The organism is Methylobacterium sp. BTF04 (assembly GCF_010692745.1).
Lineage (GTDB): Bacteria > Pseudomonadota > Alphaproteobacteria > Rhizobiales > Beijerinckiaceae > Methylobacterium.
On the sequence record NZ_JAAHTB010000004.1, the window covers coordinates 129,635 to 155,803 of the forward strand.

25 protein-coding genes are annotated in these 26,169 nt (G+C 69.5%); 11 read left to right on the plus strand and 14 right to left on the minus strand.

What is annotated here, in order from left to right; genetic code table 11:
• Positions 1 to 51 precede the first annotated feature (51 nt).
• The 12 genes from trmFO to yajC all read right to left on the minus strand — a co-directional run bounded on the left by trmFO (position 52) and on the right by yajC (position 12,793).
• Positions 52 to 1,482: a methylenetetrahydrofolate--tRNA-(uracil(54)-C(5))-methyltransferase (FADH(2)-oxidizing) TrmFO gene (gene trmFO, locus G3T14_RS04180; protein ID WP_163640338.1), complete on the minus strand. Its 1,431-nt coding sequence runs from the start codon at positions 1,480 to 1,482 to the stop codon at positions 52 to 54.
• A 109-nt stretch (positions 1,483 to 1,591) separates the two neighbouring features.
• On the minus strand, positions 1,592 to 2,833 hold the full coding sequence (locus G3T14_RS04185; RefSeq protein WP_163640340.1) for a M23 family metallopeptidase: 1,242 nt from the start codon (positions 2,831 to 2,833) through the stop codon (positions 1,592 to 1,594).
• Between the two features lie 142 nt (positions 2,834 to 2,975).
• On the minus strand, positions 2,976 to 3,629 hold the full coding sequence (locus G3T14_RS04190) for a protein-L-isoaspartate O-methyltransferase (RefSeq protein WP_163640342.1): 654 nt from the start codon (positions 3,627 to 3,629) through the stop codon (positions 2,976 to 2,978).
• Positions 3,630 to 3,736: 107 nt separating this feature from the next.
• Positions 3,737 to 4,501 carry a 5'/3'-nucleotidase SurE gene (surE, locus tag G3T14_RS04195; RefSeq protein WP_163640344.1) on the minus strand — a complete coding sequence of 255 codons (765 nt, stop codon included), beginning with the start codon at positions 4,499 to 4,501 and terminating at the stop codon, positions 3,737 to 3,739.
• On the minus strand, positions 4,501 to 5,784 hold the full coding sequence (gene serS / locus G3T14_RS04200; RefSeq protein WP_163640346.1) for a serine--tRNA ligase: 1,284 nt from the start codon (positions 5,782 to 5,784) through the stop codon (positions 4,501 to 4,503). Before serS ends, surE begins: the two co-directional genes overlap by 1 nt.
• 182 nt (positions 5,785 to 5,966) lie before the next feature.
• A complete protein-coding gene (locus tag G3T14_RS04205; RefSeq protein WP_163640348.1) occupies positions 5,967 to 6,494 on the minus strand; it encodes a GNAT family N-acetyltransferase in 528 nt (175 codons plus the stop codon).
• A gap of 171 nt (positions 6,495 to 6,665) precedes the next feature.
• Entirely contained in the window at positions 6,666 to 8,363 is a 1,698-nt protein-coding gene (locus tag G3T14_RS04210) for an L-lactate permease (protein WP_163640350.1), read from the minus strand.
• A gap of 131 nt (positions 8,364 to 8,494) precedes the next feature.
• The gene (locus G3T14_RS04215; protein ID WP_163640352.1) at positions 8,495 to 9,376 is read right to left on the minus strand and encodes a phytoene/squalene synthase family protein; all 882 of its coding nucleotides are present in this window, start codon (positions 9,374 to 9,376) and stop codon (positions 8,495 to 8,497) included.
• Entirely contained in the window at positions 9,373 to 9,762 is a 390-nt protein-coding gene (locus G3T14_RS04220) for an MTH938/NDUFAF3 family protein (RefSeq protein ID WP_163640354.1), read from the minus strand. Before G3T14_RS04220 ends, G3T14_RS04215 begins: the two co-directional genes overlap by 4 nt.
• Before the next feature lie 9 nt (positions 9,763 to 9,771).
• The gene (gene secF / locus G3T14_RS04225; RefSeq protein ID WP_163640356.1) at positions 9,772 to 10,719 is read right to left on the minus strand and encodes a protein translocase subunit SecF; all 948 of its coding nucleotides are present in this window, start codon (positions 10,717 to 10,719) and stop codon (positions 9,772 to 9,774) included.
• 70 nt (positions 10,720 to 10,789) lie between these two features.
• Positions 10,790 to 12,397 carry a protein translocase subunit SecD gene (gene secD / locus G3T14_RS04230; protein ID WP_163640358.1) on the minus strand — a complete coding sequence of 536 codons (1,608 nt, stop codon included), beginning with the start codon at positions 12,395 to 12,397 and terminating at the stop codon, positions 10,790 to 10,792.
• A gap of 60 nt (positions 12,398 to 12,457) precedes the next feature.
• Entirely contained in the window at positions 12,458 to 12,793 is a 336-nt protein-coding gene (yajC, locus tag G3T14_RS04235) for a preprotein translocase subunit YajC (protein WP_163640360.1), read from the minus strand.
• A 216-nt stretch (positions 12,794 to 13,009) separates the two neighbouring features.
• On the opposite strand from yajC, the gene G3T14_RS04240 reads away from it, so the two are divergent.
• Positions 13,010 to 13,900, plus strand: coding sequence for an ATP-binding protein (locus G3T14_RS04240; RefSeq protein ID WP_163640363.1), 891 nt, complete (start codon positions 13,010 to 13,012; stop codon positions 13,898 to 13,900).
• A 6-nt stretch (positions 13,901 to 13,906) separates the two neighbouring features.
• Here G3T14_RS04240 and G3T14_RS04245 read toward each other — a convergent pair whose 3' ends face one another.
• Positions 13,907 to 14,881: a S1C family serine protease gene (locus G3T14_RS04245; protein WP_163640365.1), complete on the minus strand. Its 975-nt coding sequence runs from the start codon at positions 14,879 to 14,881 to the stop codon at positions 13,907 to 13,909.
• A gap of 257 nt (positions 14,882 to 15,138) precedes the next feature.
• Between G3T14_RS04245 and G3T14_RS04250 the strand changes: the two genes are divergently transcribed.
• The 4 genes from G3T14_RS04250 (at position 15,139) to G3T14_RS04265 (ending at position 19,040) form a co-directional block, all read left to right on the plus strand.
• Positions 15,139 to 15,690 (plus strand): sigma-70 family RNA polymerase sigma factor, encoded by a 552-nt coding sequence (locus G3T14_RS04250; RefSeq protein WP_163640367.1) that lies wholly within the window; start codon positions 15,139 to 15,141, stop codon positions 15,688 to 15,690.
• Positions 15,687 to 16,394: an anti-sigma factor gene (locus G3T14_RS04255; protein ID WP_204262622.1), complete on the plus strand. Its 708-nt coding sequence runs from the start codon at positions 15,687 to 15,689 to the stop codon at positions 16,392 to 16,394. The genes G3T14_RS04250 and G3T14_RS04255 overlap by 4 nt, the downstream gene beginning before the upstream one ends.
• A 395-nt stretch (positions 16,395 to 16,789) precedes the next feature.
• The gene (gene cobF / locus G3T14_RS04260) at positions 16,790 to 17,557 is read left to right on the plus strand and encodes a precorrin-6A synthase (deacetylating) (protein WP_163640371.1); all 768 of its coding nucleotides are present in this window, start codon (positions 16,790 to 16,792) and stop codon (positions 17,555 to 17,557) included.
• A gap of 229 nt (positions 17,558 to 17,786) precedes the next feature.
• Complete coding sequence (locus tag G3T14_RS04265) at positions 17,787 to 19,040, plus strand: hypothetical protein (RefSeq protein ID WP_163640373.1); 1,254 nt, start codon at positions 17,787 to 17,789, stop codon at positions 19,038 to 19,040.
• Positions 19,041 to 19,082: 42 nt separating this feature from the next.
• Here the strand turns inward: G3T14_RS04265 and G3T14_RS04270 are convergent, their stop codons facing one another.
• Entirely contained in the window at positions 19,083 to 19,661 is a 579-nt protein-coding gene (locus G3T14_RS04270; protein ID WP_163640375.1) for a PAS domain-containing protein, read from the minus strand.
• Positions 19,662 to 20,006: 345 nt separating this feature from the next.
• Here G3T14_RS04270 and G3T14_RS04275 point away from each other — a divergent pair, with 345 nt between their 5' ends.
• The 6 genes from G3T14_RS04275 (at position 20,007) to G3T14_RS04300 (ending at position 26,149) form a co-directional block, all read left to right on the plus strand.
• Positions 20,007 to 20,645 carry a ParA family protein gene (locus G3T14_RS04275; protein WP_163640377.1) on the plus strand — a complete coding sequence of 213 codons (639 nt, stop codon included), beginning with the start codon at positions 20,007 to 20,009 and terminating at the stop codon, positions 20,643 to 20,645.
• A complete protein-coding gene (locus G3T14_RS04280; RefSeq protein ID WP_163640378.1) occupies positions 20,629 to 20,964 on the plus strand; it encodes a ribbon-helix-helix domain-containing protein in 336 nt (111 codons plus the stop codon). The genes G3T14_RS04275 and G3T14_RS04280 overlap by 17 nt, the downstream gene beginning before the upstream one ends.
• Positions 20,965 to 21,380: 416 nt before the next feature.
• The gene (locus G3T14_RS24925) at positions 21,381 to 23,000 is read left to right on the plus strand and encodes a septal ring lytic transglycosylase RlpA family protein (RefSeq protein ID WP_246732899.1); all 1,620 of its coding nucleotides are present in this window, start codon (positions 21,381 to 21,383) and stop codon (positions 22,998 to 23,000) included.
• A 158-nt stretch (positions 23,001 to 23,158) separates the two neighbouring features.
• Complete coding sequence (locus tag G3T14_RS04290; protein ID WP_204262632.1) at positions 23,159 to 24,403, plus strand: D-alanyl-D-alanine carboxypeptidase family protein; 1,245 nt, start codon at positions 23,159 to 23,161, stop codon at positions 24,401 to 24,403.
• Between the two features lie 17 nt (positions 24,404 to 24,420).
• Positions 24,421 to 25,098: a dTMP kinase gene (gene tmk, locus G3T14_RS04295; RefSeq protein ID WP_204262631.1), complete on the plus strand. Its 678-nt coding sequence runs from the start codon at positions 24,421 to 24,423 to the stop codon at positions 25,096 to 25,098.
• On the plus strand, positions 25,088 to 26,149 hold the full coding sequence (locus G3T14_RS04300; protein ID WP_163640382.1) for a DNA polymerase III subunit delta': 1,062 nt from the start codon (positions 25,088 to 25,090) through the stop codon (positions 26,147 to 26,149). Before tmk ends, G3T14_RS04300 begins: the two co-directional genes overlap by 11 nt.
• Positions 26,150 to 26,169 lie beyond the last annotated feature (20 nt).

Below are 26,169 nucleotides of genomic sequence, written 5' to 3' on the forward strand. Positions count from 1 at the left end.
CCGGTACCGGGGTTCGAGGACGGGATAGCGTCCTCGAACCGAAGGGTCGCGCTACTCCGCCGCGAGACGCGACGCGCAGCCGCCGATCCAGCCGGCGAGATCCGCCCGCGCCCGGTCGGTCATGGCGAGCTTCTTGGCGACGGACTTTTCCGGTCCGCGCAGGCGCTTGCCGGCCTCGCCCTTGGGGGCGTGCTCCAGGGGCGGAAACAGCCCGAAATTCACGTTCATCGGCTGGAACGAGCGCGGTGTGCCGGCATCCTCGGCCGCGATGTGGCCGCCGGTGATATGGCCGATGAGGGCACCCAGCGCCGTGGTCGGCGGCAGGGGGGAGAGGATTCGGCCCTCGGCCTCGGCCACCGCGAAGCGGCCGGCCATCAGGCCGATGGCGGCGCTCTCGACATAGCCCTCGCAACCGGTGATCTGGCCGGCGAAGCGCAGGGATGGCCGCGCCTTCAGGCGCAGGCTGGCGTCGAGCAGGCGCGGGCTGTCGAGATAGGTGTTGCGATGCAGGCCGCCGAGGCGTGCGAACTCGGCGTTCTCCAGGCCCGGAATCGTGCGGAACACCCGCACCTGCTCGGAATAGGTCAGCTTCGTCTGGAATCCGACCATGTTGTAGAGGGTCGCCAGCGCGTTGTCCTGGCGCAGCTGGACGATGGCGCAGGCCTTCACGGTGGGGTCGTGCGGATTGGTGAGGCCGACCGGCTTCATCGGCCCGTGGCGCAGGGTCTCGGGGCCGCGCTCGGCCATCACCTCGATCGGCAGGCAGCCGTCGAAATACGGCGTCGAGGCCTCCCACTCCTTGAACCCGATCTTGTCGCCACCGATCAGGGCCTGGATGAAGGCGTCGTATTGCTCGCGGTTCATCGGGCAGTTGATGTAGTCGGCGCCCGTGCCGCCGGGACCGACCTTGTCGTAGCGCGACTGAAACCACGCCTTGTCCATGTCGATGGAGTCGCGATGGACGATGGGCGCGATGGCGTCGAAGAAGGCGAGGGATTCGGCGCCGGTCAGGTCGCGGATCGCCTGTGCCAGCGCCGGGGCGGTGAGCGGGCCGGTGGCGATGATGGTCTGGCCCCAGTCCTCCGGCGGCAGGCCCTCGACCTCCTCGCGGGCGATGGTGACGCGCGGATGCGCTTCCAGCGCCGCGGTGACGGCGGCGGCAAAGCCGTTGCGGTCGACGGCGAGCGCGCCGCCGGCCGGGACCTGGTGTGCGTCGGCCGAGGACAGGATGAGCGAACCCAGAGTCCGCATTTCCTGGTGCAGCAGGCCGACCGCATTGCCGTTGGCATCGTCGGAGCGGAACGAGTTCGAGCAGACCAGCTCGGCCAGATCCTGGCCGTGATGCGCCTCGGTGGCGCGCACCGGTCGCATCTCGTGGAGGATGACGGGATGGCCGGCCTCGGCGATCTGCCAGGCGGCTTCCGAGCCCGCGAGGCCGCCGCCGATGATGTGGATGGGCGAAGGGTGTGCTTGGTCCGTCATCGCCACGGAATACTCTCGGGCGTCGGGCGGATCAACGGGGCCGGCCGAAACGCGAAACGGCGGCCCCGAGGGACCGCCGTTCGTCGTCACGCGTAAAGTGCGGGCGAAATCAGTTGCTGGCGAGGTGCGGCATCGGGTCGACCGGGGTCGCGCCCTTGCGGATCTCGAAGTGGAGCTGGGGCGAGGTCACGTTGCCGGACGCGCCGGACTTGGCGATGGTCTGGCCGCGCTTGACCTTCTCGCCGGGGCGCACGTCGAGTTCGCCGTTATGGGCGTAGGCCGAGACATAGCCGTTGCTGTGGCGCACCAGCACGAGCTTGCCGTAGCCCTTCACGTCCGAGCCGGCATAGGCCACCGTGCCGTCCTCGGCCGCCTTCACCGCCGTGCCCTCGGGCACCGAGATGTTGATGCCTTCGTTGCCGCTGGTGCCATAGCCCGAGATCACCCGGCCCTTGGCGGGCCAGCGGAACGAGGCATCGGCCACCGACGCGGTGGTGGCGGGCTCGGCCTTCGGGGCCTCCACGGCAGCGACCTTCACCGGCGCCTTCGCGGCTTCCTTGGCGGCGGCCTCGGAGGCCTTCGCTTCGGCAACCTGCTTGGCCGCAGCCTTGGCCGCATCGGCCTTGGCCTCGGCCTTCAGCTTGGCGACGTCCGGCTTGGATTCGGCCTTGGCCTCCTTGATCTCGATCTTGCGGACCGGCTTGTCCTCGGTCCTCGCAACGGCCTGGCCTGGCCGGATGTGGGCCTTGGCCTCGGCGGCCTTCTTGGTCTCGGTGCCCTTGCGGGCCTCGACCAGCTTTTTCGCCTCGGCGGCCTTCCTGGCTTCGGCGAGGCGGTTGGTTTCCACCAATTTCTTGGCGTCGGCGAGCTTTTCGGCCTCGGCCTCCTTGCGCGCCTGAGCGGCCTCACGGGCCTCGGTCTCGCGCGCTTTCTTCTCGGCGGCGCGGTCGATGGTCTTCGGGGCCACCGGCACCGTGCGGGTGGTCATGGCCGGGGCGGCGGAGGCCCGGCCCGCATCCGGGTTCATGCCGAGCACCATGCCGGAGGCCGGCTCGGTGGAGGCGAGGCGGCTGGTCCGCACGGGGGCGGCGGTCGGCGCGATCGCCATCGGACGCGGCGACATCTGGGCGTTCGGCGCGCCGAGGGCCTGCGACTGGATGCGGCTGGTGCGCACCACCGGCGCCGGGGCGATCTCCCCGTCGGGCAGGCTCCCCGTGGCCGAGGGCTCGCTCGACATGTTGGAGGCAAATGGATTGCTGAACGGGTCGCCCAACCGCGACGCATCCGACGAACAGGCGGCAGCGCCACCACCGATCACTCCGATGAGAGCGAAGCGCGACAGCGTCTTCATCCCTCGACCAGTCCCGCGAACCCGCATCGACGCACCTGTCTGCCTGACGCAACTTGATGACGTCATTCAAACGGGATTCAGGTTAAGCAACCGTTCCGATTCATTACGTTTCCGATCGCGGTGCAACCATTGGTGCTCTCGCTCACAGCACGCGGGACCGGCCCGGCGTCAGTGGCGCCAGGCGCAGACGGGCCCCGAATCGCTCGTGAAACACCCCTGTCGCGTCGGCCTCGATGACCACGAGGCGGGCGGTCTCCGCGGTGCCGAGCGCCCCGACGAGACGGCCCCCCGGGACCAGCAGGGCGGGCAGATGGGCCGGCATCGCGGCCAGGCTGCCGTTGACGAGAATGCGGTCGAACGGCCCCGTCGGCAGGCGACCTGGGCACAACCCATCGCCGACCAAGACCGTCGCCTGCACCCGGTCCTCGGGCACGAGATTGTCGTACGCATCCTCGGCCAGCAGCGCGTAACGCTCCACGCTGTGGACGTGGCCCGCGCCGAGGCGCAGCAGCAGGGCGGTGGCGTAGCCGGAGCCGGTTCCGATCTCGAGGATCCGGGCACCGGGGCGGACACCGAGGGCCGCCAGCATCGCCGCGACGATGGTGGGCGCCGTCATGGTCTGCCCGCAGGGCAGGGGCAGGGCGAGGTCGCGCCGGGCGAGATCGCGGTGCCGGGCCGGCGCGAAGCGCTCGCGCGGCACCCGCTCCATGGCGCGCAGGGTGTCGGTGTCGCGCACCCCACGGCCGCGCAGGGCCATGACGAAGGCGGCATCCTCGATCGAGCCATCGGTGGTCATGGATCGGCAGTCATGGAATGGCGCGCATCAGGGTCGGGATGCCCGATACCAGGCGGCCTCAGCGAAGGCGCGCATCGACCGACGACCGCATCACTCCGAAAACCGCATCACGTCGAAAAACCCTGTGCGAACCGCGTCAGGCTCGGCTCGTCGGTGAGGTCGAGGCGCAGGGGCGTGACCGAGATACGGTTCTCCGCGATCGCCATGAGATCGGTGCCGTGGCCCGGCTGGAAGGTCGCCTTGGCGAAGGCGAGCCAGAAATACGGGTTGCCGCGCCCGTCCTGCCGCGCGTCGATGGCGAGCAGCGCCTGATTGCGGAACCCCTGCGCCGTCACCGAGGTGCCCTGGACCTCCCCGGGCTCGCAATCGGGAAAGTTCACGTTGACGACGATGCCGGGCTCGATTCCGATCTCCAGGATCTTTCGCACGACGCCCGGCCCGTGCTCGGCGGCGCAGTGCCACTTGATCGCGCCGCGCCCCCCGGCCCCGTAGGCCTGGCTCATGGCGATGGAGCGCACGTTGAGGATCGTCCCCTCCATGGCCGCCGCGATGGTGCCCGAATAGGTCACGTCCTCGGCGACGTTCTGGCCGCGGTTGACCCCGGACAGGACGAGGTCCGGCCCATGGTCCTTGAGGATGTGGCGCACGCCCATGATCACGCAATCGGACGGCGTGCCCTTCACGGCGAAGCGCTTGTCGGCGATCTGGCGCAGCCGCAGCGGATCGTTGAGCGAGAGCGAGTGCGAGACGCCGGACTGGTCGGTCTCGGGGGCGACCACCCAGACGTCGTCGGAGATCGAGCGGGCGATCCCCTCCAGGGTCTCGAGCCCCGGCGCGTGGATGCCGTCGTCGTTGGTGACGAGAATGCGCATCAGACTGTGTGTCCCTCGATCCGGTCGATCCCGCCCATATAGGCCTTGAGCGCCGACGGCACCGTGACGCTGCCATCCGGGTTCTGGTAGTTCTCCATCACGGCGATCAGGGCACGGCCGACCGCGACTCCCGACCCGTTCAGGGTATGGACGAAATTCACCGCCTTGCCGTCCTTGGCGCGGTAGCGCGCGTTCATCCGCCGCGCCTGGAAGTCGCCGCAGACCGAGCAGGACGAGATTTCCCGGAACGTCTCCTGGCCCGGCATCCAGACCTCGATGTCGTAGGTCTTCTGGCTCGCGAACCCCATGTCGCCGGTGCAGAGCGTCATGATCCGGTAGGGCAGGTCGAGCTTCTTCAGCACCGCCTCGGCCGAGCCGAGCATGCGCTCGTGCTCATGGGCCGATTCCGCCGGCGTGGTGATCGAGACGAGCTCGACCTTGTTGAACTGGTGCTGGCGCAGCATCCCGCGCGTATCGCGCCCGGCCGACCCGGCCTCGGCGCGGAAGCACGGGGTGAGGGCGGTGAAGCGCAACGGGAGTTCTTCCTCCGTGAGGATGCTTTCGCGGATGAGGTTGGTGAGCGGAACTTCGGCGGTGGGGATGAGCCAGTGTTCCCGCACCGCGAACTGGTCGTCGCGAAACTTCGGCAGTTGCGCCGTGCCGAACATCGCCTCGTCGCGCACCATCAGGGGTGGCGCCACTTCGGTGTAGCCGTGCTCGCCGGTATGCAGGTCGAGCATGAACTGCCCGAGTGCCCGCTCCAGGCGGGCGAGATGGCCCTTGAGCACCACGAAGCGCGCCCCCGACATCCGCGTGGCGGCCTCGAAATCCATCAGGCCGGAGGCCTCGCCGATCTCGAAATGCTGGCGGCCCGTGGCGAGCTGCGGACGCTTGGCCTCGAACCGGCGATACTCGACGTTGCCGTGCGCGTCGGCGCCCTCCGGCACCTCCGGGTTGGGCCGGTTCGGGATCGCCGCCAGCGTCTCGTCGAGGGCCGTCCCGGCCTGCGTCTGCGCGGTGTCGAGGGCCGGCGCTTCTTCCTTGAGCTGCGCCACCTCGGCCATCAGCGCGCTCGCGCGGGCCTCGTCCTTGGCCTTCTTGGCGCCGCCGATCTCTTTGGCCAGAGCGTTGCGGCGCTCCTGGTTGGCCTGCGCCGCCGAGACCGCGGATTTGCGGGAATCGTCGAGGCCGAGCAGCGTGGCGGCGAGGGGAGGGAGCCCACGCCGGTGCAGGGCCTCATCGAAAGCGTCCGGGTTCTCGCGGATGGCGCGGATGTCGTGCATGGGTCGCTCGGGCCGGGGCGTGTCGAATCAGAGGCAGGCTTTGCAGCATCGGCCGCCGCGCGACAAGGGCGATCCCCCTCGAGGCGGCCAAGGCTCAGACGCCGGGACGATCGGCGAACGCGCCGCGAGACATGCCATCCGCCCGGAATGACGGGGCGTCCGGATTCTCCGCCGTCGGACGCTCAGTCGGTCTTGAGCGTGAAGACGTGGCGTCCCGGCCGCTGGCCTTCGTCGCCGGTATCGCGGAACCCGACCTTGAGCAGGAGGCCGACGGAGGCCGCGTTCTCGGGCCGGCATTCGGCGATGATGAATCGGTGCGGGAAGCGCTTGCGCAGGAGGGTGAGGGCGCCCGCCACCGCCTCGCTGCCGTAGCCCTGCCCGCGATGGGCGCCTCCGACCCAGTAGCCGACCTCCACCGCGTGTTCGCCGCGCAGGTGCAGGCCGATGACGGCCGCGAGATCGCGGGTCTGCGTCCAGGCGCCCAGGAAGCAATCGTTCGTCACCTTGGCGGGGCCGATGATCTGGCGCGCATCCTTGAGGGTGAACGGATCGGGCAGGAATTCCACCGCGCTGGTGATCGCCGGGTCGTCGGTGAGCGCGCGCAGGGCCTCGGCATCGGCCGGGACCAGGGCGGCGAGGCGCAGCCGCGCCGTCTCCACCGGAGGCAGGTTCGCGAGGCTGTAGCGCGAGGCGAGCTTACGAAAGAACATCGTCTTGACGTCGGTCCCAGGTTACCCGCCGACAAGGGGCGTCGCGGGCGGCATTGTCCAGCCCTGGGGCCACCAAAAAACCCGCCCCGGCGTGACCGGGGCGGGCTGTTTCATTCAGGCCGTGCGGCGCACCGCACTGGATGCGGGCGCCGCGGGCTCACGGGTGCTCGCTTACGGGTGAATCACCATCGCGTTGAATGGGTAGACGTAGGCCTGCAGCATCACCAGGCAGCCGACGAGGCAGGCCAGCGCGATGGAGTGCCAGAACACGAAGCGCAGGATCTTGCCCTCCTGGCCGAAATAGCCGGTGGCGGTGGAGGCGACGACGATCGACTGGGCGTCGATCATCTTGCCCATCACGCCGCCCGACGAGTTCGCCGAGGCCATGAGGATGCCCGACAGGCCGAGCTGCTCCGAGGTGATCTTCTGCAATCCGCCGAAGAGGACATTGGAGGCCGTGTCCGACCCTGTCAGCGCCACGCCGAGCCAGCCGAGCAGGGTGCCGAAGAACGGGTAGAGGACGCCGGTGCCGGCGAATGCCAGACCCAGGGTTGCGTCCACGCCCGCGTAGCGGGTGAGCACGCCGAGCGCCAGCATCGCCGAGATGGTGATGAGCGAATAGCGCAGCACCCAGATCGTCTCGAGATATGCGGTGACCAGGCGCAGGGGCGAGAAGCGCATGAGCAGGCCGGAGAGCAACGCGGCGAACAGCACGCCGGTGCCGGTGTAGGACATGTAGGTGAAGGCGAAGACCGCCGCCTCGGGATGCGCCTTGGCCACCACCGGCGGCACCTTCATGATGACGTTGTGGAGGCCCGGCACCTCGTATTTCCAGGTGAAGATCGGGTTGACGATGTTCTTGAACCAGCCCGTGCCCCAGATCGCCACGATCACCGAGAGGATGATCCACGGCACCCAGGCCATGAAGATCTCGGAGGAGGAGGCGGTGCGGGTGCCGGCGGCGGATACCGGCGCCACCTTGGCGCCACCGGCGGCGGTGACGAAGCCGAGCGACGGATCGTTGCCGCGCAGGGCCGGCGACGTCCAGATCACGGCCGGGCGCCAGACCCGCAGGAACATCACCAGGGCGCCCATGGAGATCAGGGCCGCGCCGATATCGACGATCCACGGGTTGACGTAGTTCGAGATGCCGAACTGGGCCAGGGCGAAGGAGCCGCCGCAGACGAGGATCGCCGGCCAGATCTGGATCATGCCGCGGAAGCCCGCGAACACCCAGATCAGCCAGAACGGCACCAGCACCGAGAAGAACGGCAGCTGACGGCCGATCATCGCGCCGAGGATGTAGGGGTCGTAGCCGGTCACCGAGGCGAGGCCCTGGATCGGGGCGCCGAGGGCGCCGTAGGCCACGGGGGCGGTGTTGGCGATGAGCGACAGGCCGGAGGCGGCCAGCGGCGAGAAGCCGAGGCCGATCAGGATGGCGCCGGTGACGGCCACCGGGGTGCCGAAGCCACCGGCGCCTTCGAAGAACGCACCGAAGGCGAAGGCGACGAGCAGCAATTGCAGCCGCCGGTCGGTGGTGATGCCGGCCACCGATTGCTGCAGGGTGGCGAACCAGCCCTTCTCCACCGTGAGCCGGTAGAGGAAGATGACGTTGAGGATGATCCAGCCGATGGGAAACAGGCCGAGCGCCACGCCGTAGCCCGAGGCGCGGGCGGCGAGATCGGCCGGCATCCCGAACAGGAACACGGCGACGCAGAACGCGAGGACCAGCGAGAGCACGGCGGCGATGTGCGCCTTGACCTTGCCGCTGGCGATCATGCCCAGCAGCGCGATGACCGGCAGGGAGGCCGCCAGCGTCGAGAGCCAGGGGCTCCCGAACGGATCGTAGACTTGATTCCAGGTGGTCACGGGCGCCGTCCTCCTCCGGTGGCCCCGATCTCGCGCCGGGGCCTTGCCCCGTTGCTAGCAGAGCACCGGACCCGGCTCAACGCGGGTAATCATGTATTCAGAGGGAGTTGGGAGGGCGTGGCCGAATCGCGTCAGGCGTTCCGGCGCGTCGCCCGCCACAGCCGCCACAGCCGGCGCCAGCGCGGCATCTCGATGACGGTGTTGAGCGGGTCGTAGCCGGGGCGCTCCATCGCGGCGAGATACGGCTCGACGAGCGCGACCGGGAGGAAGGCGCCGCGGGCCGCCGGGGCGATGGTGCCGCGCGCGGCCGCATAGGCTTCGAGGTGGCGCCGCGCCAGCGCCCGCATGTCGGTGGTCGCCCCGATGAGCCCCGGTCCGCCGCGGCCGGTGACGATGTCCTCGCGGGTGACGCCGTAGCGCTGGAGGATGTCGGCCGGCAGGTAGACCTGGCCCTGGCGCGCGTGCCACGGCAGCGCCCGCAACAGGCCGGTGACGCCGTAGGCGACGCCGGCATGCCCGGCCGCCGCCGCGCCGCCGGGCTCGGCGCCATCCGACAGGACGAGGCTGCCGAGGCGAATCAGCGATGCGGCGGTCTCGCCGCAATAGCCCTCCAGATCGTTCACCCGGGGCATCGGATCGTCGTAGAGGTCGAACACCCGCGCATCGATGAGGTCGACGAAGGATTGCCGCCCGAGCTTGCGCTTGACGATGGCGTCGTTGAGGGCGGCGGCCACCGGATTGGCCATCACGTCGCCACGCGCCTCGCCCTGGAGCGCGTCGCGCCACCATTGCAGGCGGATCTCGCCGGCCATCGGGTTCGAGGCGGCCTCGCGGGTGCGGGCGATGGTGAGGCTGAAAGCGGAGAGGGCGAAGAGGTGCGGCCGGAAAGCGGCGGGCGCGAACAGGGTGGCGAAGTAGCGGTCGGGGTCGCCCTCCCGCACCAGGGCCTCGCAATGGGCGAGCGCGAAGGCGAGGCCACCCTCCGTCCCGGCCCTGGTCTCCGTATCCGTCATGACACCGCGATCAGAGCGGCGGCGACCTTGCGGTTCTCCGCCATCAGGATGTTGTAGGTACGCGCCGCCGCCCCCGTCTGCATCACGTCGAGGCCGATGCCGGTATCCTTGAGCCAGCGCCTCAGCGCATCGGGGAAGGGCGCGATGTCGACGCCGGTGCCGATCAGCAGGAGCTCCACCGCCCCGGCCTCCGTGACGACGGGGCGCAAGGCGTTGCGGTCGATGGCCTTCGCCTCGGCGACGTCCCAGGCGCGGACGCCCGAGGGCAGGACCAGGATCGAGCCGCGATGCGACATCTCGGCGAAGCGAAAGCCGCCATTGCCGTAGGCGTCGATGAGGTGGCGGCCCGGAACGTAGCCGTCATGGAGGCTGCCGGAGGACGCCATGGCGCGGGCCTACTCGGCTGCCTGCGGCAGGCGCGCGCCGCCCTTGGCCTGCTGCGCCTTCACCCCCGACAGCATCAGGCCGAGATAGATCAGCACCGGCGTCGAGATGAAGATCGCCGAGTAGGTGCAGATCACCACGCCGGCGAGCATGACGATGGCGAATCCCTTGATCGCCTCGCCGCCGAACAGAACCAGCGCCAACAGCGACAGGAAGGCCGAGGTCGCGGTCATCACCGTCCGCGACATGGTCGAGTTGATCGACAGGTTGAGGAGCTCCACAGTAGGGATGGTCTTGTAGCGACGCATCAATTCGCGGGTCCGGTCGAACACCACCACGGTTTCGTTGAGGGAGTAGCCGACGATGGTGAGGATCGCGGCGATCGAGGTCATGTTGAACTCGATGCGGCTGACGACGAAGATGCCGAGCGTCAGCACGATATCGTGGAGCGTGCCCACGATGGCGCCGAGCGCCAGTTCGCGCTCGAAGCGGAACCACAGGTAGAACAGCACGGCCAGCACCGAGAGCACCACGCCGACGGTGCCCGACTGAACGAGCTCGCCCGAGACGCGCGGACCCACGGTCTCGGTGCGGCGGAACTCGTACTCGCCGTCGAAGGCGCCATGCGCCTTCTGCATCACCGCGGTCTGGCCCTGCTCGCCCGGCTGGAGCGGGAAGCGCACCAGGATGGTGCCCTGGCCGCCGAGCTCCTGCACCTCGGTCTCGCCGAAGCCGAAGCCGTTGGCTGTGTGGCGCACCGTGCCGACATCGGCGGTGCCGGATTTGGCCTGGAGCTCGACCAGGGTGCCGCCCTTGAAATCGATGCCGAAATTCAGGCCGACCGTCAGGAACAGCACCACCGTCGCCACCGACAGCAGCGCCGAGAGCGGGAAGGTGAAGCGCCGGAAGCGCATGAAGTCGACGTGCGACTCGTCGGGCCAGAGGCGGAGCAGGCGCATGATCGGTCTCGAGTTCTTGTCGGGATGGGCGTTGCCGCATCCCGCACGCAAAGGGACGAAAGGGCCGCTTTCAGAACGGCAAGGCTTTCGGCCGAGACGCAGTGTACCACAGAGCGATCATCATGCGGGTCAGCGTCACGGCGGTGATGACCGTGGTGAGGATGCCGAGGATGAACACCACGGCGAAGCCCTTCACCGGGCCCGAACCGAGGAAGAACAGGATCAGGGCGGCGATCGCCATGGTCGAGTTCGAATCGATGATGGTGGCGAACGCCTTGTCGAAGCCGGCCTGAAGCGCCGAGACGATGGAGCGCCCGGCATGAACCTCCTCGCGGACGCGCTCGTAGATCAGCACGTTGGAATCCACCGCCGTACCGATGGTGAGCACGATGCCGGCGATACCCGGCAGCGTCATCGTCGCCTCCAACACCGACATCAGGCCGAGGATCAGGCCGACATGGACGATGAGGGCGATGTTGGCGAAGAAGCCGAACACCCCGTAGGTGGCGAACATGAAGACGATGACGAGGGCGCCGGCGACCAGGGTGGCGAGTTTGCCGGCCTGGATCGAATCGCGCCCGAGGCCGGGGCCGACGACACGACGCTCGACCACGGTGAACTTCGCCGGCAGCGCGCCGGCGCGCAACAGCACCGACAGATCGTTGGCCTGCTGGACCGTGAAGCTGCCGGTGATCTGGCCGGAGCCCCCGGTGATCGGCGTGTTGATGCGGGGCGCCGACACCACCTCGTTGTCGAGCACGATCGCCATGCGGCGTCCGACGTTCTCGGAGGTGGCCTGCCCGAAGCGCTGGGCGCCCTTCAGGTTGAACTTGAAGCTGACCATCGGCTCCTGGGTCTGATGGTCGAAGGCCGGCTGCGCGTCGGTGAGGTCGCCGCCATCGGCCATGATCCGGCGTTCCACCGGGACCTTGGCGCCCTTCTCGTCCTTGGAGGGCAGCAAATCGACATCGCCGGAGGGCGAATCGGCCAGCATGCGGAATTCGAGCTTGGCGGTGGAGCCGAGCAGCTTCTCGAGGCGCTCCGGGTTCTGCTCGCCCGGAACCTGGATCAGGATTCGGTCGGCGCCCTGCTGCTGGATCGAGGGCTCTGTCGTGCCGGTGGAATCGAGGCGGCGGCGGATGACCTCGATGCCCTGGCTCACGGCGCGGCGGGTGCGCTCGGTGATGCCGGTATCGGTGAGCACCATGCGGATCAGCCCGTCGGGCTGGTCGGTGATGTCGAGGGTGCGGCCCGCACCTGCGCCCACCATCGGCGAGGCGATCGGCTGGGCGAGCTCACGCAGCTTCGGCAACACCTTGGCGCGGGCGTCCGCGTCGGCGATGCGGACCTGGACGCCGCGCTGCAGGAGCTGGATGCCGCCCTCGGCCCGTGCGTTTTCCTGCTGAAGGATGCGGCGGACGTCGTCGCGCAGGGTCTTGGCCTGCGAGGCGATCAGCTCGTTCTGGTCGACTTCGAGGAGCAGCTGAGAGCCGCCCTGGAGATCAAGGCCGAGCACGATGGCGCGCTGAGGCACGATCCAGCTCGGGAACCAGCCCGGCAGCGAGGCCATGAAGCCCTTGCGCTGTTCAGGCGAGAAGAAGCTCGGCACGGCCAGACTCAGGCCGATCAGGATGATGGCGAGGGTCGTGACGATCTTGGTTCTCGAAAAGCGCAGCATCCGCCGGGTCCGTTTTCTTGTTGGGAGGCCGAGGGTCGCCTCGGCCTCGAGTCACCCGTCTCAGACGGCCTTGACCGGCGCGCCCTTGACGCGGACTTCCGAGACCATGGTGCGTACGACCTTGACGCGGACGTTGGGCGCGATCTCCACCTCGATCTCGGTGGAATCGTCCGTGACCTTGGTGACGCGGCCGACGATACCGCCGGTGGTGACGATGGTGTCGTCGCGGCGCACGTTCTTGACCATGCCCTGATGCTCCTTCACGCGGCGCTGCTGCGGGCGGAGGATCAGGAAGTACATGATGACGAAGATGAGGACGAACGGCACCACCTGCAAGGCGATGTCCGCTCCGCCAGCAGCCGAGCCGGCCCCTTGCGCAAAGGCGGGGGTGATCAAACGCGTGACTCCTCAAGGATACGGCCCGGACCGCAAGATCCCTCGGGGGAGGGCGCGTCCGGGCATGTCAAAAAGCGCGCGGACTATAGCCACGGCCTAAGTGAAAGCAACGGCGCTCGGTCGCGTCGTCGGGCGAACCTGCCGCCGGCCACGTGATTTCGTGCGCCGATGCCCGTAACACGGCGCGCGTCGCCAGACATCTTCGAGGATATCGCCATGACCCTGCCCGCCCCGACCGATCCGGTGACGCTCGATGCGATCCTGCCCGTGCTGGAGCGGATCGCCGCCGCCCTGGAGCGGGCCGGCCCCGCCCTGCGGCCCCCTGTGGACGTGACGGCCGCGGACGCCTTCCTGTGGGGTCCGGAGCGCCGGCTGGTCCCGGTGCCCCGGGTCAACCGCGTCGAGATCGGCCTTCTCACCGGTATCGACCGGGCCCGCGACACGCTGTCCGAGAATACCGGGCGCTTCGCCGCCGGCCTGCCGGCCAACAACGCCCTGCTGTGGGGCGCGCGCGGCATGGGCAAGTCGTCGCTGGTCAAGGCGGTGCATGCCGAGATCAATGCCCGGCGCGCAGCGGATGCGCTCCCCCTGAAGCTCGTCGAGATTCATCGCGAGGACATCGAGGCGCTTCCCGACCTGATGGCGACCCTGCGGGGGGACGCCCATCGCTGGATCGTCTTCTGCGACGACCTGTCCTTCGACGGCGACGACACCTCGTACAAGTCGCTCAAGACGGCCCTCGACGGCGGCATCGAGGGGCGGCCGGAGAACGTGCTGTTCTACGCGACCTCGAACCGCAGGCACCTCCTCGCCCGCGAAATGGTGGAGAACGAGTGCTCCACCGCCATCAATCCCGGCGAGGCGGTGGAGGAGAAGGTCTCGCTGTCGGACCGGTTCGGCCTCTGGCTCGGCTTCCACAAATGCAGCCAGGACGAGTACCTCGCCATGGTCCGCGCCTATGTGGCCCGCCACGCCCTCGTGGCCGATCCCGACACGGTCCGGGCCGAGGCGCTGGAATGGGCGACCACGCGCGGCTCGCGTTCGGGTCGCACCGCGTTCCAGTACATCCAGGATCTCGCCGGGCGGCTCGGCCAGCGGCTGGGGTAGGGCGCGTCAGTGCAGCTGCGGCGACACCAGAAACCGCTCGCGGTCGCCCGAGGTCACCGCGAGTTTCAGCACCAGCCCGTCGCGATGAATCGTCAGTGGGACCCGAACCCCGGCCTCGCCGAGCGCCCAGACCTGGCGGAAGAACCCCGCCAGATCCGCCACCGGCTCCCCGGCCACGGCTGCGACCACGTCGCCGGGGCGCAGATCCGCGGCCTCGGCCGGCCCGTCATCGGCGAGCCCCATGATCACCACCGCCTCTTCGGCGTCGCTGGCGTAGAGGCCGAGCCAGGGGCGGGCCGGGCGGTCGACCCGGCCGCGCAGGGTCAGGTCTTCGAGGATCGGCGGCAGGAGGTCGATGGGGACGATCATGTTGATCGCCTTGGGCCCCTGTGCCCCGCCCTGCTGCAATTGCAGGGAGCCGATGCCGAGGAGTTCGCCCTTCGGCCCGATCAGCGCGGCGCCGCCCCAGTGCGGATGCGACGGCGCGGTGAAGATCGCCTCGTCGAGGACGTACTCCCAGTAGCCGGCGAATTCCTGGCGGGCGACCACCTCGACGGCGACGCTGCGGTGGCGTCCGCCCACGCCCGCCACCACCGCCCGGTCGCCGATGCTGAGGTCCGCCGAGCGCCCCAGCGGCAGGGCCGGCACGTCGAGGCCCCCGAGCGCCTGGACGAGGCCGAAGCCCGTCACCGCGTCGTAGCCGACCACGTGGCCGGGGACCGAGCGTCCGTCATGGGTGGTGAGCCACACGCTCTCGGCCTCGGTGACGAGGTAACCGATGGTGAGCACGAGGCCGTCGTCGCCGATGACCACGCCGTTGCCGGCCCGCTCCGTCCCCAGGGTCTCGGCGGTGAAGGCCTCGGTGGGAACCCGCGTCGACAGCGCGACGACGGCGGTGAGGGCGCGGTCGAGGTCGTAGGCATAGCCGCCGGCCTTGGGCTGAACGGATGCGGGAATCTTCCAGTCTCCGGGCGAGGCCATGCGAATCGTTTCCTGGCCGTCGTCGCGACGGCGAGTGTTCGACATAGGTCGTCGGCTGGGATTCCAACAGTCCGGGATTCTCCCTTGCGTGCATCCCCATCGATTGCGCGCAACCCTGTGGCGTCTGGCCGCCGTCTCGATTAGGCTCAGGTCCAACGTTCCCGTCAGATCGAACGGCTGAGCCATGTCGCGCAATCCAGACGCCCTTCACGGCTCCTTTGAGGGTGCCGCGATCTTTTTTGAAGGCGCTGCGACACTTGGCTGACGATGCCGTTCTCCTGCGCCTGATCGCAGCGGTCGCCCGCGGTGACGAATCCGCCCTGAAGACGCTCTACGAGCAGACAGCCCCGAAACTTTTGGGCGTCATCCTCCGTATCCAGCGAGATCGCAGCGCGGCCGAAGATGTCCTTCAGGACGCCTATCTCCGCGTCTGGCAGAATGCGGGCTCCTACAGCCCGGAGGCCGGCCGGCCGATCACCTGGCTGTGCGCCATCGCGCGCAACAGGGCGATCGACGTGGTTCGGCGCAAGGCGGAGGTGCAGGGGCCGGTGAGCGAGGACGGGGAGGACTGGGTGGAACGGCTGGTCGATCCCCATGACAGCGAGGGCGCGATCCTCGGACGCGACGCCCTGCGGGCGTGCCTCGGCCGCCTCGACGCGATGCAGCGTGACTGCATCGTGCTGGCCTATTGCGAGGGCCATTCGCGCGAGGAACTCGCGGTGCGCTACGATCGCCCCGTCAACACGATCAAGACCTGGCTGCATCGCGGCCTGTCGGCCCTGCGCGGTTGCCTGGACGCACCGGCATGACCCCCGATCCCGACGAGCGCGACCTGAGAGCGGCCGAATATGTCCTCGGTACACTGACCCTCACCGAGCGGGCGGCGATGGACCTCGAACTCGCCGTCGATCCCGCGGCGCGGGCGGCGGTGGCGGCCTGGGAAAGCCGCCTCGCGCCGCTGACCCTCACTGCGCCCGAGGCCGTGCCGGGAGCGCGGGTCTGGCAAGCCATCGTCGAGGCCCTTCCGGGGACCACATCCCGTACGGGTCCCGCCAATGACAATCGCGTGCTGGCCCTGAGCCGGTCGGTGCGGCACTGGCGTCTGATCGCCGGAGGCGTCGGCGCCCTCGCGGCCGGTCTGGCGCTGTTCATCGCCGTCGGCCTGCGCGGCCCCGGTCCGGGCGATGCGCGCTACGTCGCCGTGGTCAGCAGCGGCGGCGAGGCGCCGGCCCTTCTCGTAAGCATCGACACCGCGGCCGGCACGGTGCGGGTGCGTCCGGTGGGCGCGCAGACCCCGACCGGCCGCAGTCTCGAGCTCTGGTATGTCGGGGCGGGCCAGCCGCCCAAGACCCTCGGCCTCATCGGTAAGGATGCCCAGCGGCTCGCCCTTCCGGCCACCGCCGACGCCCTGGCGGCGGGGACCTTCGCGGTCTCCGTCGAGCCCGCCGGCGGCTCGCCCACCGGCCAGCCCACGGGGCCGGTGGTGTATTCGGGCAAGCTCATCCGGGAGTGACGGGAGACGGTCCGCCGGGCCGCCTCGCGACCAGGGTGGCTCAATGCGCGGCCGCCGCCTGGAACGCGCCTTCGAGACTGGCGGTCACCCCCTCGGGCCGCTGCGCGGTGGCTATGGCTATGGCTTTGGCGCTGCGCCCCACCACCGCCGAACCGTCGGCACCGATCTGGGTGGTGACCCGAGGCGCGCACAGGCTTTCACTGCGGACGAGGGAAGGGCGTCCGCCATCGCGACAGGCACAGACACGGCCGGTTCCGGCATCGGATGGGAACAGCCGCTATGAGCCTGCGCGCCGGACGGCATCAGAACGCTCACCGCCGTGCACGCGACAGACCGGTTTTTCTCGCCTATCCCGATTTCGATGCGTCGCACGGTGACCTAAGGGGCCTGACAGGGTGAGAAAACTCCTCGTGATCGGCATCGGGACCGGAAATCCAGAGCACGTGACGATCCAGGCGATCCGCGCGCTCAACACCGTCGACGTGGTCTTCGCCCTCGACAAGGGTCGGGAGAAGGCCGACCTCGTGGCCCTGCGCCGGGCGATCTGCGACCGCTACATCGAAGGCCGGCCCTACCGCTTCGTCGAGGCGCAGGACCCCGAGCGCGACCGCAACCCGGCCGATTACGGGGCGACGGTGGATTCCTGGCACGCCGCCCGCGCCGTCCTCTACGAGCGGATGATCGAAACCGAACTGTCCGAGGACGGGTGCGGGGCGATCCTGGTCTGGGGCGACCCCTCCCTCTACGACAGCACCCTGCGGATCATCGCGCGCATCATCGCGCGCGGGCGCCTGCCCTTCGAGTACCAGGTGATTCCGGGAATCAGCAGCGTCCAGGCCCTGGCGGCCAGCCACCGGATCGCCCTCAACCGCATTGGCGCGCCGATCCACATCACCACAGGGCGCCAGATCGCCGACGGCCTGCCCGCGGGCGCCGACACCACGGTGGTGATGCTCGACGGGCATCCCCGGTTCGACCATCTCGATCCGGACCTGACGATCTATTGGGGTGCCTATCTCGGCACCCGGGACGAGATCATTTTGTCCGGTCGGCTCGGCGACGTCGCCGACGAAATCGGCCGCCTGCGCGTGGCGGCGCGGGCCCGGCACGGCTGGATCATGGACACCTACCTGCTGCGCAGCCGAGAGGCGCCTGCGACATAAGCGGCGGCTCCTGAAAAGAAAGACCATGTCCCGGCCGTCGTTCTTGGGTCGTCTTCTCTGTGTGTCGGCTCGGAGACATACGGAAAATCTATTGTCGCAAGATGGCGCCCCGGCCGAATAGTGCGGCCGACTGGCAGGGTGTTTGCGTGAGACTGTCGACAGGCCATCATCGGCCGATCCTGTCCGGGCTTAGAGGGTGCCCGGACGCAGTCTTTACGGAGGCGGCCAGATGGCGATCGGTGATCCGCGGCAGGGCAGGCGTGTCGGCCGCCGTTTCGGTGGCCTCTGCCTCCTGGGTTCACTGGCCCTCGCCGGTCTCGCCGGTCTCGCCGCCGGGCGGCCGGGCGCGCTCGGGTCGGCCTACGCGGCCGTCTCGGTGGGCCTGGAAGAGCGGTTCCACACCCGGGTGCCGGCGGGCGACCTGCGCCTCGCCCTCGGGCCCCGCGGTCGCGACGTCCGGGTCGCGGGCGAGATCGGCGAGGGGGCGGCCCAGCGCCTCAAGGTTCTGCTCGACGCCAATCCGCATGTGGCGCGCATCCACCTCACCAGCGATGGCGGCCTCGTCGACGAAGCGGTGGGAATCGGTGCCCTGATCGCGGATCGCGGCTTGTCCACCTACGTGCCGGATTACTGCGTTTCGGCCTGCACCCTCGCCTTCGCCCGCGGCCGCGAGCGCTTCCTCGTGACCGGCGGGCGCCTCGGCTTCCACGCGCCCTACGATCCGGGCCTGTTCGGCCAGGTCTTCCAGGCCGATGCCACGGCCGAGCGCGCGGCCTACCTCGCCGCGGGCATCGAGCCTGGCTTCGTCGGGCAGGCCCTGGCGGTCGCTTCCGCCGACCTCTGGATTCCCGACGCGGCGCGTCTGCTTCAGGCCAACGTCGTGACTCAGGTGGTCGATACCGACCGGTTTCCGGATTCGACCCTCGACGACGATCCGAGCCCCGAAGGCGCCCGCGCGGCCGTCCTGCGCGCCCTGCCGCTGTTGGAGGGCTTCGCTACCCGGCCCAACGTGCTGGCGCGCCTCGCCGGGCGGTATCGCGACGGCTACTTCGCCGGACGCTCCGAGGGCGAGGCCCTCGACCGCCTCCGCCGCGACGCCGCGCGTGAGATCGGCCGGGCCGTGGCCGGCGCCGACGACGCGACGATCCTGGCGCTGGGCCGCTATCTCCACCGGGCGATGCGCGCGGGCGACACGTCCGCCTGCCTCGGTATCGGCACGGCGGGGAACCTGCTTCTGGCGCAAGAGACACTGAACGAGGCCGACGAGGGCCCGGCGCTGCTGGCGCGCGCGGCCGGGCAGGGCGCTCCGGTGGAGAGCGGGCCGGTACGGGCCGAGATCCAGCGGTCGGATTTCGCGCGCGATTGCCCCGGCCTGACCGAGGCCTATGCCCACGCCCTGTCGCGGCCCGATCCGGCCCCCGCCCTCCGCGCCTTGATGTTGCGCAAGGTGCGGCCCGCCGACGAGGCCTTCGCGCGGCCGTAGGAGGTTTTCGCGTGAGGCGGACCCTGACGACTGACGACGGTTTCAGTGCCGGCGGCCGTCATGGGTCTCCGGATGGGCCTCCTGCAGGTGGCGCGCGAGTTCGAAGCCGATCTCGATCATCAGGCTGTCGAGAAGCTTGGTCAGGGCCGGCATCCGCAGGTCGCCGACGAGCGCGCGCAGAGCGATGGCGTGTTCGGCCATCAGGTTCACGGTGTGCTGGCCGTCTCGCCCGGCGCAATCCTCGGTCCGGTCGAGGGCGATGCCGCAGCCACGCGCCGGCCGGCCCGCCGCGTCTCGCTCGATCCGGCCGCGAAGGGCGAGCCAGCACGTGCCTCCGGCCGTGCGGAACGCGACCTCGAAGGCGCCGCCGCGCGCCAGCGCCGCGTGGAAGACGTTCTCGACCCGGTTGCGGTCGGTGTCGTGCGTGCCCGCGAGGACGGCCGCCAGCGGCACGCCACCGCCGGCCTCGCCCGGATCGAGGCCGAGCAACCGCGCGAGGGGCGGCGAGAGTGCGAGGCGGTCGGTCCAGACGTCGTGCGTCCAGACGCCGACGACCCCAGACGCGGCGAGCGCGGCCTGCATCTCGTTGGAATCGGGTAGCGGAAGGGTGAGCCGGGGCATGCGTATCCTGGAAACGGGACCGACTGACGAAAATTACCTAAGGTTGCTGAAATACTCGACCAGACAGGCAAGGGCCGCGTGAGCCTACCGACTTACCGGTTGTAGGGAAAGAGCGGATACGGACTCCTGAGGGAGTAGGGCAACTTTAGATTGCTCCTGAATGGCGGCTCCGCCCGCATCGGCCAAAGCGGCCGCCGACGCGCTTAACCGTTGGTTAACCATGATCGGCGACACCCCGGATCAAGGCATCCTTGGGTCACAGGACGACAGGTCGGACTGTTCCCCCGGGCATGCCGCCGCCGGAACCTCGCCAGGACGGCTCGAAGGTCGCGAAAGGGCGCCAGCATGAAAGCCATCACGTTCGTCACGCAGAAGGGCGGTAGCGGAAAGAGCACGCTGTGCATCTCGCTGGCCGTGGCCGCTCAGGAACAGGGCCTGTCCGTCTGCATTCTCGAGATGGATCGCCAGGCCACGATCAGCGACTGGCTCGACCACCGCACGGCGGAAGGTCCCGAGGTGGCGCAGATCGACGCGACGCAGATCGACGCGGTGATGGCCCAACTGCGCGAGTCGTCCTACGACTACGTCTTCATCGATACGCCCGGCGTCGATTCCACCGGGACCCTCTCGGCGATCCGCGCCGCCGACTTGTGTATCATTCCGTGCCGGCCGACGCCCGCCGATCTGCGCGCGTTCAAGCCGACTCTGGCGGCCGTCTATCGGCTCGAGAAGAAGTTCGCCTTCGTCCTCAACCAGACGCCGCCGCGCTCCTACCGCATCCGCGATGCCGCCGACGGTCTCGCCGTGCTCGGCATCCTGCCCGACGTGAACATCGTCGCCCGCACCGACCATCAGGATGCCATCGGCGTCGGCCAGGGCGTCACCGAGTTCAACCCGAAGGGGCAGGCGGCGGGCGAGGTGCGCAAGCTCTGGAGTTGGATCGAGAAGCGGATGCAGGTGTCGAAGCATGTCAAAGCCGCCTAAGCTGAACCTCGCCTCGATCGTCGCGGCCGCCGTTCCTCCCGCCAAGCCCGCCCCTCCTGCCAAGCCCATGCAGACGGCGGAGATCGTGCAACTCGATGTCGGCCCCGCTTCTCTGCGCCGGCCGGCCCCCGCCACGCTCAAGCAGCGCGCCCGGCAGATGTCGGTCTATCTCGAGCCACCCGTCTACGATCAGCTGCGCGACATCGCCCATGCCGAGCGCACCAAGATGCACGGTCTGATGCTGGAAGCCCTCGACCTTCTGTTCAAGCAGCGCGGCGCCCGCTCCATCGATCATCTCAACGAGCCCGGCTCGCGCTGATCGGACCACCGCCCGCCAGATCCCTTCGGGTCGGCGGGCGGCCTCGCAAAACGCCATTTCTGGAATGCCTTGCGCCGGATTGCTGAGTTCGTCTCTCAGAGAAGACAGAGCGGAGGAGCCTGCGTCCGCGGCATTCCATCCATCCCGGCGATTGCGCCCTGCTATTCGGCATAATTTCGTGTGCATGATCAATGAGATCGCGTGATGATTTCACGTTCGGTCTCAAGAAAAAATCCTGCGAGATCCCCGCACCCACTGGCGCCGCTGCGTTGCGTTCAGGCTTCCTTTACGCAGATCGGACAATTCTCCTGGCTTGCAGCCGCGGCCTGTTCGGTCCGCTGCAAAGGCCATGTGCCGGACCCGCTCCCGTCCGCGTGTGGGGCTGGCGTGGCGTATCCAGGGGCGTGGGTTTTCTGATGGCGCGTTTGACGAAGGCCCAAATGCGGGCGCCGGCCACGCTGCCTGTCTGGCGGCTGATGGCCGTCTCCGCGGTGGCGCTGACCACTGCGAACTGTGCCCAGAACCCGCAGAAGCTCACCGCGGCCTCGTCCGGCTCGTCCTATGATTCCAAATACGGCGTGAAGGCGAGCCCGCGCCTCTACAACGAGGGTGACGTGATCCCCAAGGGCGGCGGACGCCGCTTCTCGGGCAAGCCCTACGTGGTCGCCGGTCGCACCTACGTGCCGCGCGAGGATGCCAAGGGCTACGTCCGCGAGGGGCTCGCCTCCTGGTACGGCGCCGCCTTCCACGGCCGCATGACCGCCAACGGCGAGGTGTTCGACCGCCACTCCATCGCCGCCGCGCACCCGACCCTGCCGCTGCCGAGCTATGTCCGGGTGACCAACGTTTCCAACGGCCACTCGATGATCGTGCGGGTGAACGATCGCGGCCCCTACCACGCCAACCGCCTGATGGACGTCTCCGAGGAGGTGGCCCAGGCCCTCGAATTCCACGGCCGCGGCACCACCAAGGTCCGGGTCGAGTATGTCGGCAAGGCCTCCACCGCCGGCAGCGACGATCGCAAATTGCTCGCGACCCTGCGCACCGACGGCGAACCGGCCTCGGTGCACGGCCGCTCGCCGGTCATGATGGCCGATCTCGGCCCCGATACGGCGCCGGCCGAGCGCCTGTCGCGGGCCGCCAAACCCGCTTTGGCGTTCAAACCGGAGGGCGAGGACGCGCAGCCCGCTCCGGAGCCGACAGAGGAGGCGGCGCCGGCACCGCGTCCCGTGCGCCACTCGCCCATCCTGATGGCGAGTGCGGCCAGCGTTGCGGTTCCGCCCGCGCTGCAGCCGAGTGTGGCCGCACCCGAGGCGTTCCGACCGGTCCGGAATTCGGTGGTGGCCGAGGCGCCGAACCGGGTTACCCTCGCGGCGTCTCGATTGCCGCGCGATGCCGAGCCGCTCGCCCTCGCACCGCCACCGATGCGTCTCGCGAGTGCCGCCTCCGAGCGCGGGGGGGCAGCCAGGGGGTCGAGCGATGTTTCCGGGATGAACCCGGCCACGCTGGGCCGCTCGTCGGTCGCAGCTCATTCGCCTGCGGGCAAGCTGCAGAGCGAGTCCAGGGCGTTCGCTTCGGCCAAGCCCGTGGAGCCTCTCCGGGCCGCGTCGTCCGCACGGATGATGGTGGCGTCCGGCGGGCCGGGTCGATCCGGCGGCGCGGCGACCCTGAAGGGCACTGCGATCAAGGGCACTGCGATCAAGGGCACTGCGATCAAGGACTTGCCGGTCAGGGCGATGGCAATCAAGGGCGCACCGACCCGGATGGCGGCCGCACTTCCGCCCGTCGGCGGCCCCGCGCCGCTGCATACCGGCGGCGTCAAGGGCGCTGCTGCGAGCAAGGCCACCGCCACGACCAGATTCGCCACCGAGACTGCACCCCGCGTCGGCCGGCTGGCCGCTCATCCGGCTCCCGTCACCGCGAAGGCGGTGCCGACGAAGCTCGCGCTCGCGTCGGGGAAGCCGGGCAAGCCCGGCGTGGTCGCCGCCCGGTCCGCCCAGGGTTCCCGACGCGCCCAGGTGGCGGAGGTCAACTGACCCGCGTCACGCGTCGGTCGTGTCGGTGGCTGCGACGCGACCGTCCCCCGCATTCCGGCATATTGGCGTTCGATCTCAACGGGAAATCCCTGTAACGTCACGCTTCGACCGGGTTGCAGGAAAGGCTGGCCGCGAAGGCCGGCCGGTGTGAGGCGATGATGCGTGCGAGACTTGTCCGAGCAATCCTGTCCGGCGTGCTCCTGACCGTCGTTGGCTTGACCGAAACCCGTCCGGCTGCGGCCCAGAGCTTCCAGACCGCGGCGCCGCACGCGATCTTGATCGATGCCGATTCCGGCTCGGTGCTGTTCGAGAAGGGGGCCGACGATCTGTTTTCCCCGGCTAGCATGGCCAAGCTGATGACCACCGAGATCGTGTTCAACGAGATCCGGCAGGGCCGGCTCACCATGGACAGCGAGTTCCAGATCACCGAGGACGCCTGGCGCCGGGGTGGGGCGGGCGGCGGCGGCTCGTCGATGTTCGCCCAGCTCAACAGCCGCATCAAGCTTTCGGACCTGCTGCGCGGCCTCATCGTCCAATCCGGCAACGACGCCGCCATCGCCATCGGCGAGGGTATCGCCGGTTCGGAGGAGAATTTCGGGCGGATGATGACGAACCGGGCCAAGGAACTCGGCCTGACCCGCTCCACCTTCCGAAACGCCACCGGCTACTCGGCCCCCGACCAGAAGGTGACCGCGCGCGATCTCGCCAAGCTCGCCCTGCACCTGATCGAGACCTATCCGGACCTCTACAAGATCTTCGCCGAACGCGAATTCACCTGGAACAAGATCAAGCAGCAGAACCGCAATCCGCTGCTCGCCCTCGATATCGGCGCCGATGGACTCAAGACCGGCTATCTCGAGGAATCCGGCTACGGCCTCACCGGCTCGGCGGTTCAGAACGGCCAGCGCCTGATCATGGTGTTGAGCGGCCTCAAGAACGCCCGCGAGCGCGCCTCGGAATCGCGAAAACTCGTGGAATGGGGGTTTCGCGCGTTCGAGCCACGCCAGATCTTCGCCACCGGCGAGACCGTGGCCGAGGCCTCGGTCTATGGCGGGACGCAAGGCGGCGTGCCACTGGTGGCCAAGAAGGCGGTGCGCGTGCTGCTGCCGCGTGGTTCGGGCGACCGGATCACCGCCAAGGCGATCTACCAGGGCCCGCTCGTGGCCCCGGTCGAGCAGGGCCAGGAGATCGGCCGTTTGCGCATCACCCGCGGCGACATTCAGGCCCTCGATCTGCCGCTCTATGCCGGCGAGGCGGTGGCCTCCGGGACGATCCCGCAACGCGCCCTCGACGCGGCCTGGGAGGTCGGTACCGGCCTGATGCGCCGCGCCTTCGACAAGGCGCTTCCCGATAAAGCGGCCGCGGACAAGGCTGCTGCGGACAAGGCCGGCGCCAAATCGTGACGGGTGCCGCTGTCGGGATGTTCATCACCTTCGAGGGCGGGGAGGGGGCCGGCAAGTCGACGCAGATCGCACGCCTCGCCGCGCATCTGCGTGCCCGCACCGGCCGCAGCGTCGTCACCACGCGGGAGCCCGGCGGTTCGGCCAAGGCCGAGGAAATTCGCGCGGCCCTGCTGTCGGGCCTCGCCAAGCCGCACGGGCCCTTCGCCGAGGCGCTGCTGTTCTCAGCCGCGCGCATCGACCATCTCGATACGCTGATCCGCCCGGCTCTGGCGCGGGGCGAGACGGTCCTGTGCGACCGCTTCAGTGACTCGACCCGCGCCTACCAGGGCGCGGCCGGGGGGCTCGACCCCGACATCCTCATGCGCCTGGAGCACGTCGTGGTCGGTGAGACGCGGCCCGACCTGACCCTGATCCTCGACCTCGACCCCGCCGCCGGCCTGGCGCGGGCCGCCGCGCGTGCAAAGGACGCGCAGGCCGAAGGCATCGACCGCTTCGAGGCCGAGGCTCTCGAGTTCCACACCCGGCTGCGGGCGGCCTTCCGCACCATCGCCGAGGCCGAGCCGGTGCGCTGTGCCGTCATCGATGCCGGGCAGGCGCCGGACGCGGTCGAGGCCGCGATCCGCGCCACCGTCGCGGCGCGCCTGCCCGCACTGTTCGCCGATGCGCGCCCGGAGGCATCCGGCGATGCGGCCTGAACGCCTTCCCGAGGATGTCGAGCCCGGCGACCTGCCGCACATCCCCCGCCCCCGTGAGCAGACGAGTCTCGTCGGCCATGCCGAGGCCGAGGCCGCGCTCATCGAAGGCATCGCTTCGGGGCGCCTGCACCATGCCTGGCTCATCGGTGGGCCGCGCGGCATCGGCAAGGCGACCCTGGCCTACCGGATGGCGCGCTGGCTGATCGCCAATCCGGCGGGCGGGACCCCGAAAACCCTCGACGTCGATCCGGGGCATCCGGCGGCGCGTCAGGTCGCGGCCCTGTCGCACCCCAACCTCGTCGCCTTGCGGCGGACACGGCCGCCCACCGCCAAAACCCTGGCGACGAAGATCTCGGTGGATGCCGCCCGCAACGCCCTCGACCTGTTCGGCTCCACCGCCGGCAATGCCGGCTACCGCATCTGCATCGTCGACAGCGCCGAGGATCTCAACGCCAACAGCGCCAATGCGCTGCTCAAGATGGTCGAGGAGCCGCCGCCGCGCTGCCTGTTCCTGATCGTCAGCCATGCGCCGGGACGGCTGCTGCCCACCATCCGCTCGCGCTGCCGGGCGCTGACCCTGCGCCCGCTGGCCGAAGCCGAGGTCGCCCGGGTGGTGGCGGGTTTCCCGCCGCCCTTCGTCCAACCCGATGCCGAGGCCCTGGCCCGCGCCGCCGCCCTGTCGGAAGGGTCGGTGGCTCAGGGCATGGCGATGCTCGATGCCAACACGGCCAACCTCGTGACCGAGGTCGAGACCCTGCTGACCCGCCTCGATCATCCGGACTGGCGCCGCATCCTGGCGCTCGCCGAAAAGCTCTCGGGGCGCGAATCCGACGAGATGTTCGCGGCCAGTCTCGACACGGTGTTCCGCTTCGTCTCGGCCGAGCTCGACCGGCGGCAGCACGAAGGTCCGGCTCGCCTTGCGGCCCTTGTCGAGGTGTGTGACAAGATCGCCCGCGCCGCGCGGGAGGCCGCGATCTACAATCTCGACCGCCGGCCGCTGGTCCTGTCCCTGTTCGGCGATCTCGCAGGGGCGTTGCGCCCGGCAGCCTGAGTCGGATTGCGGCTCCGCAC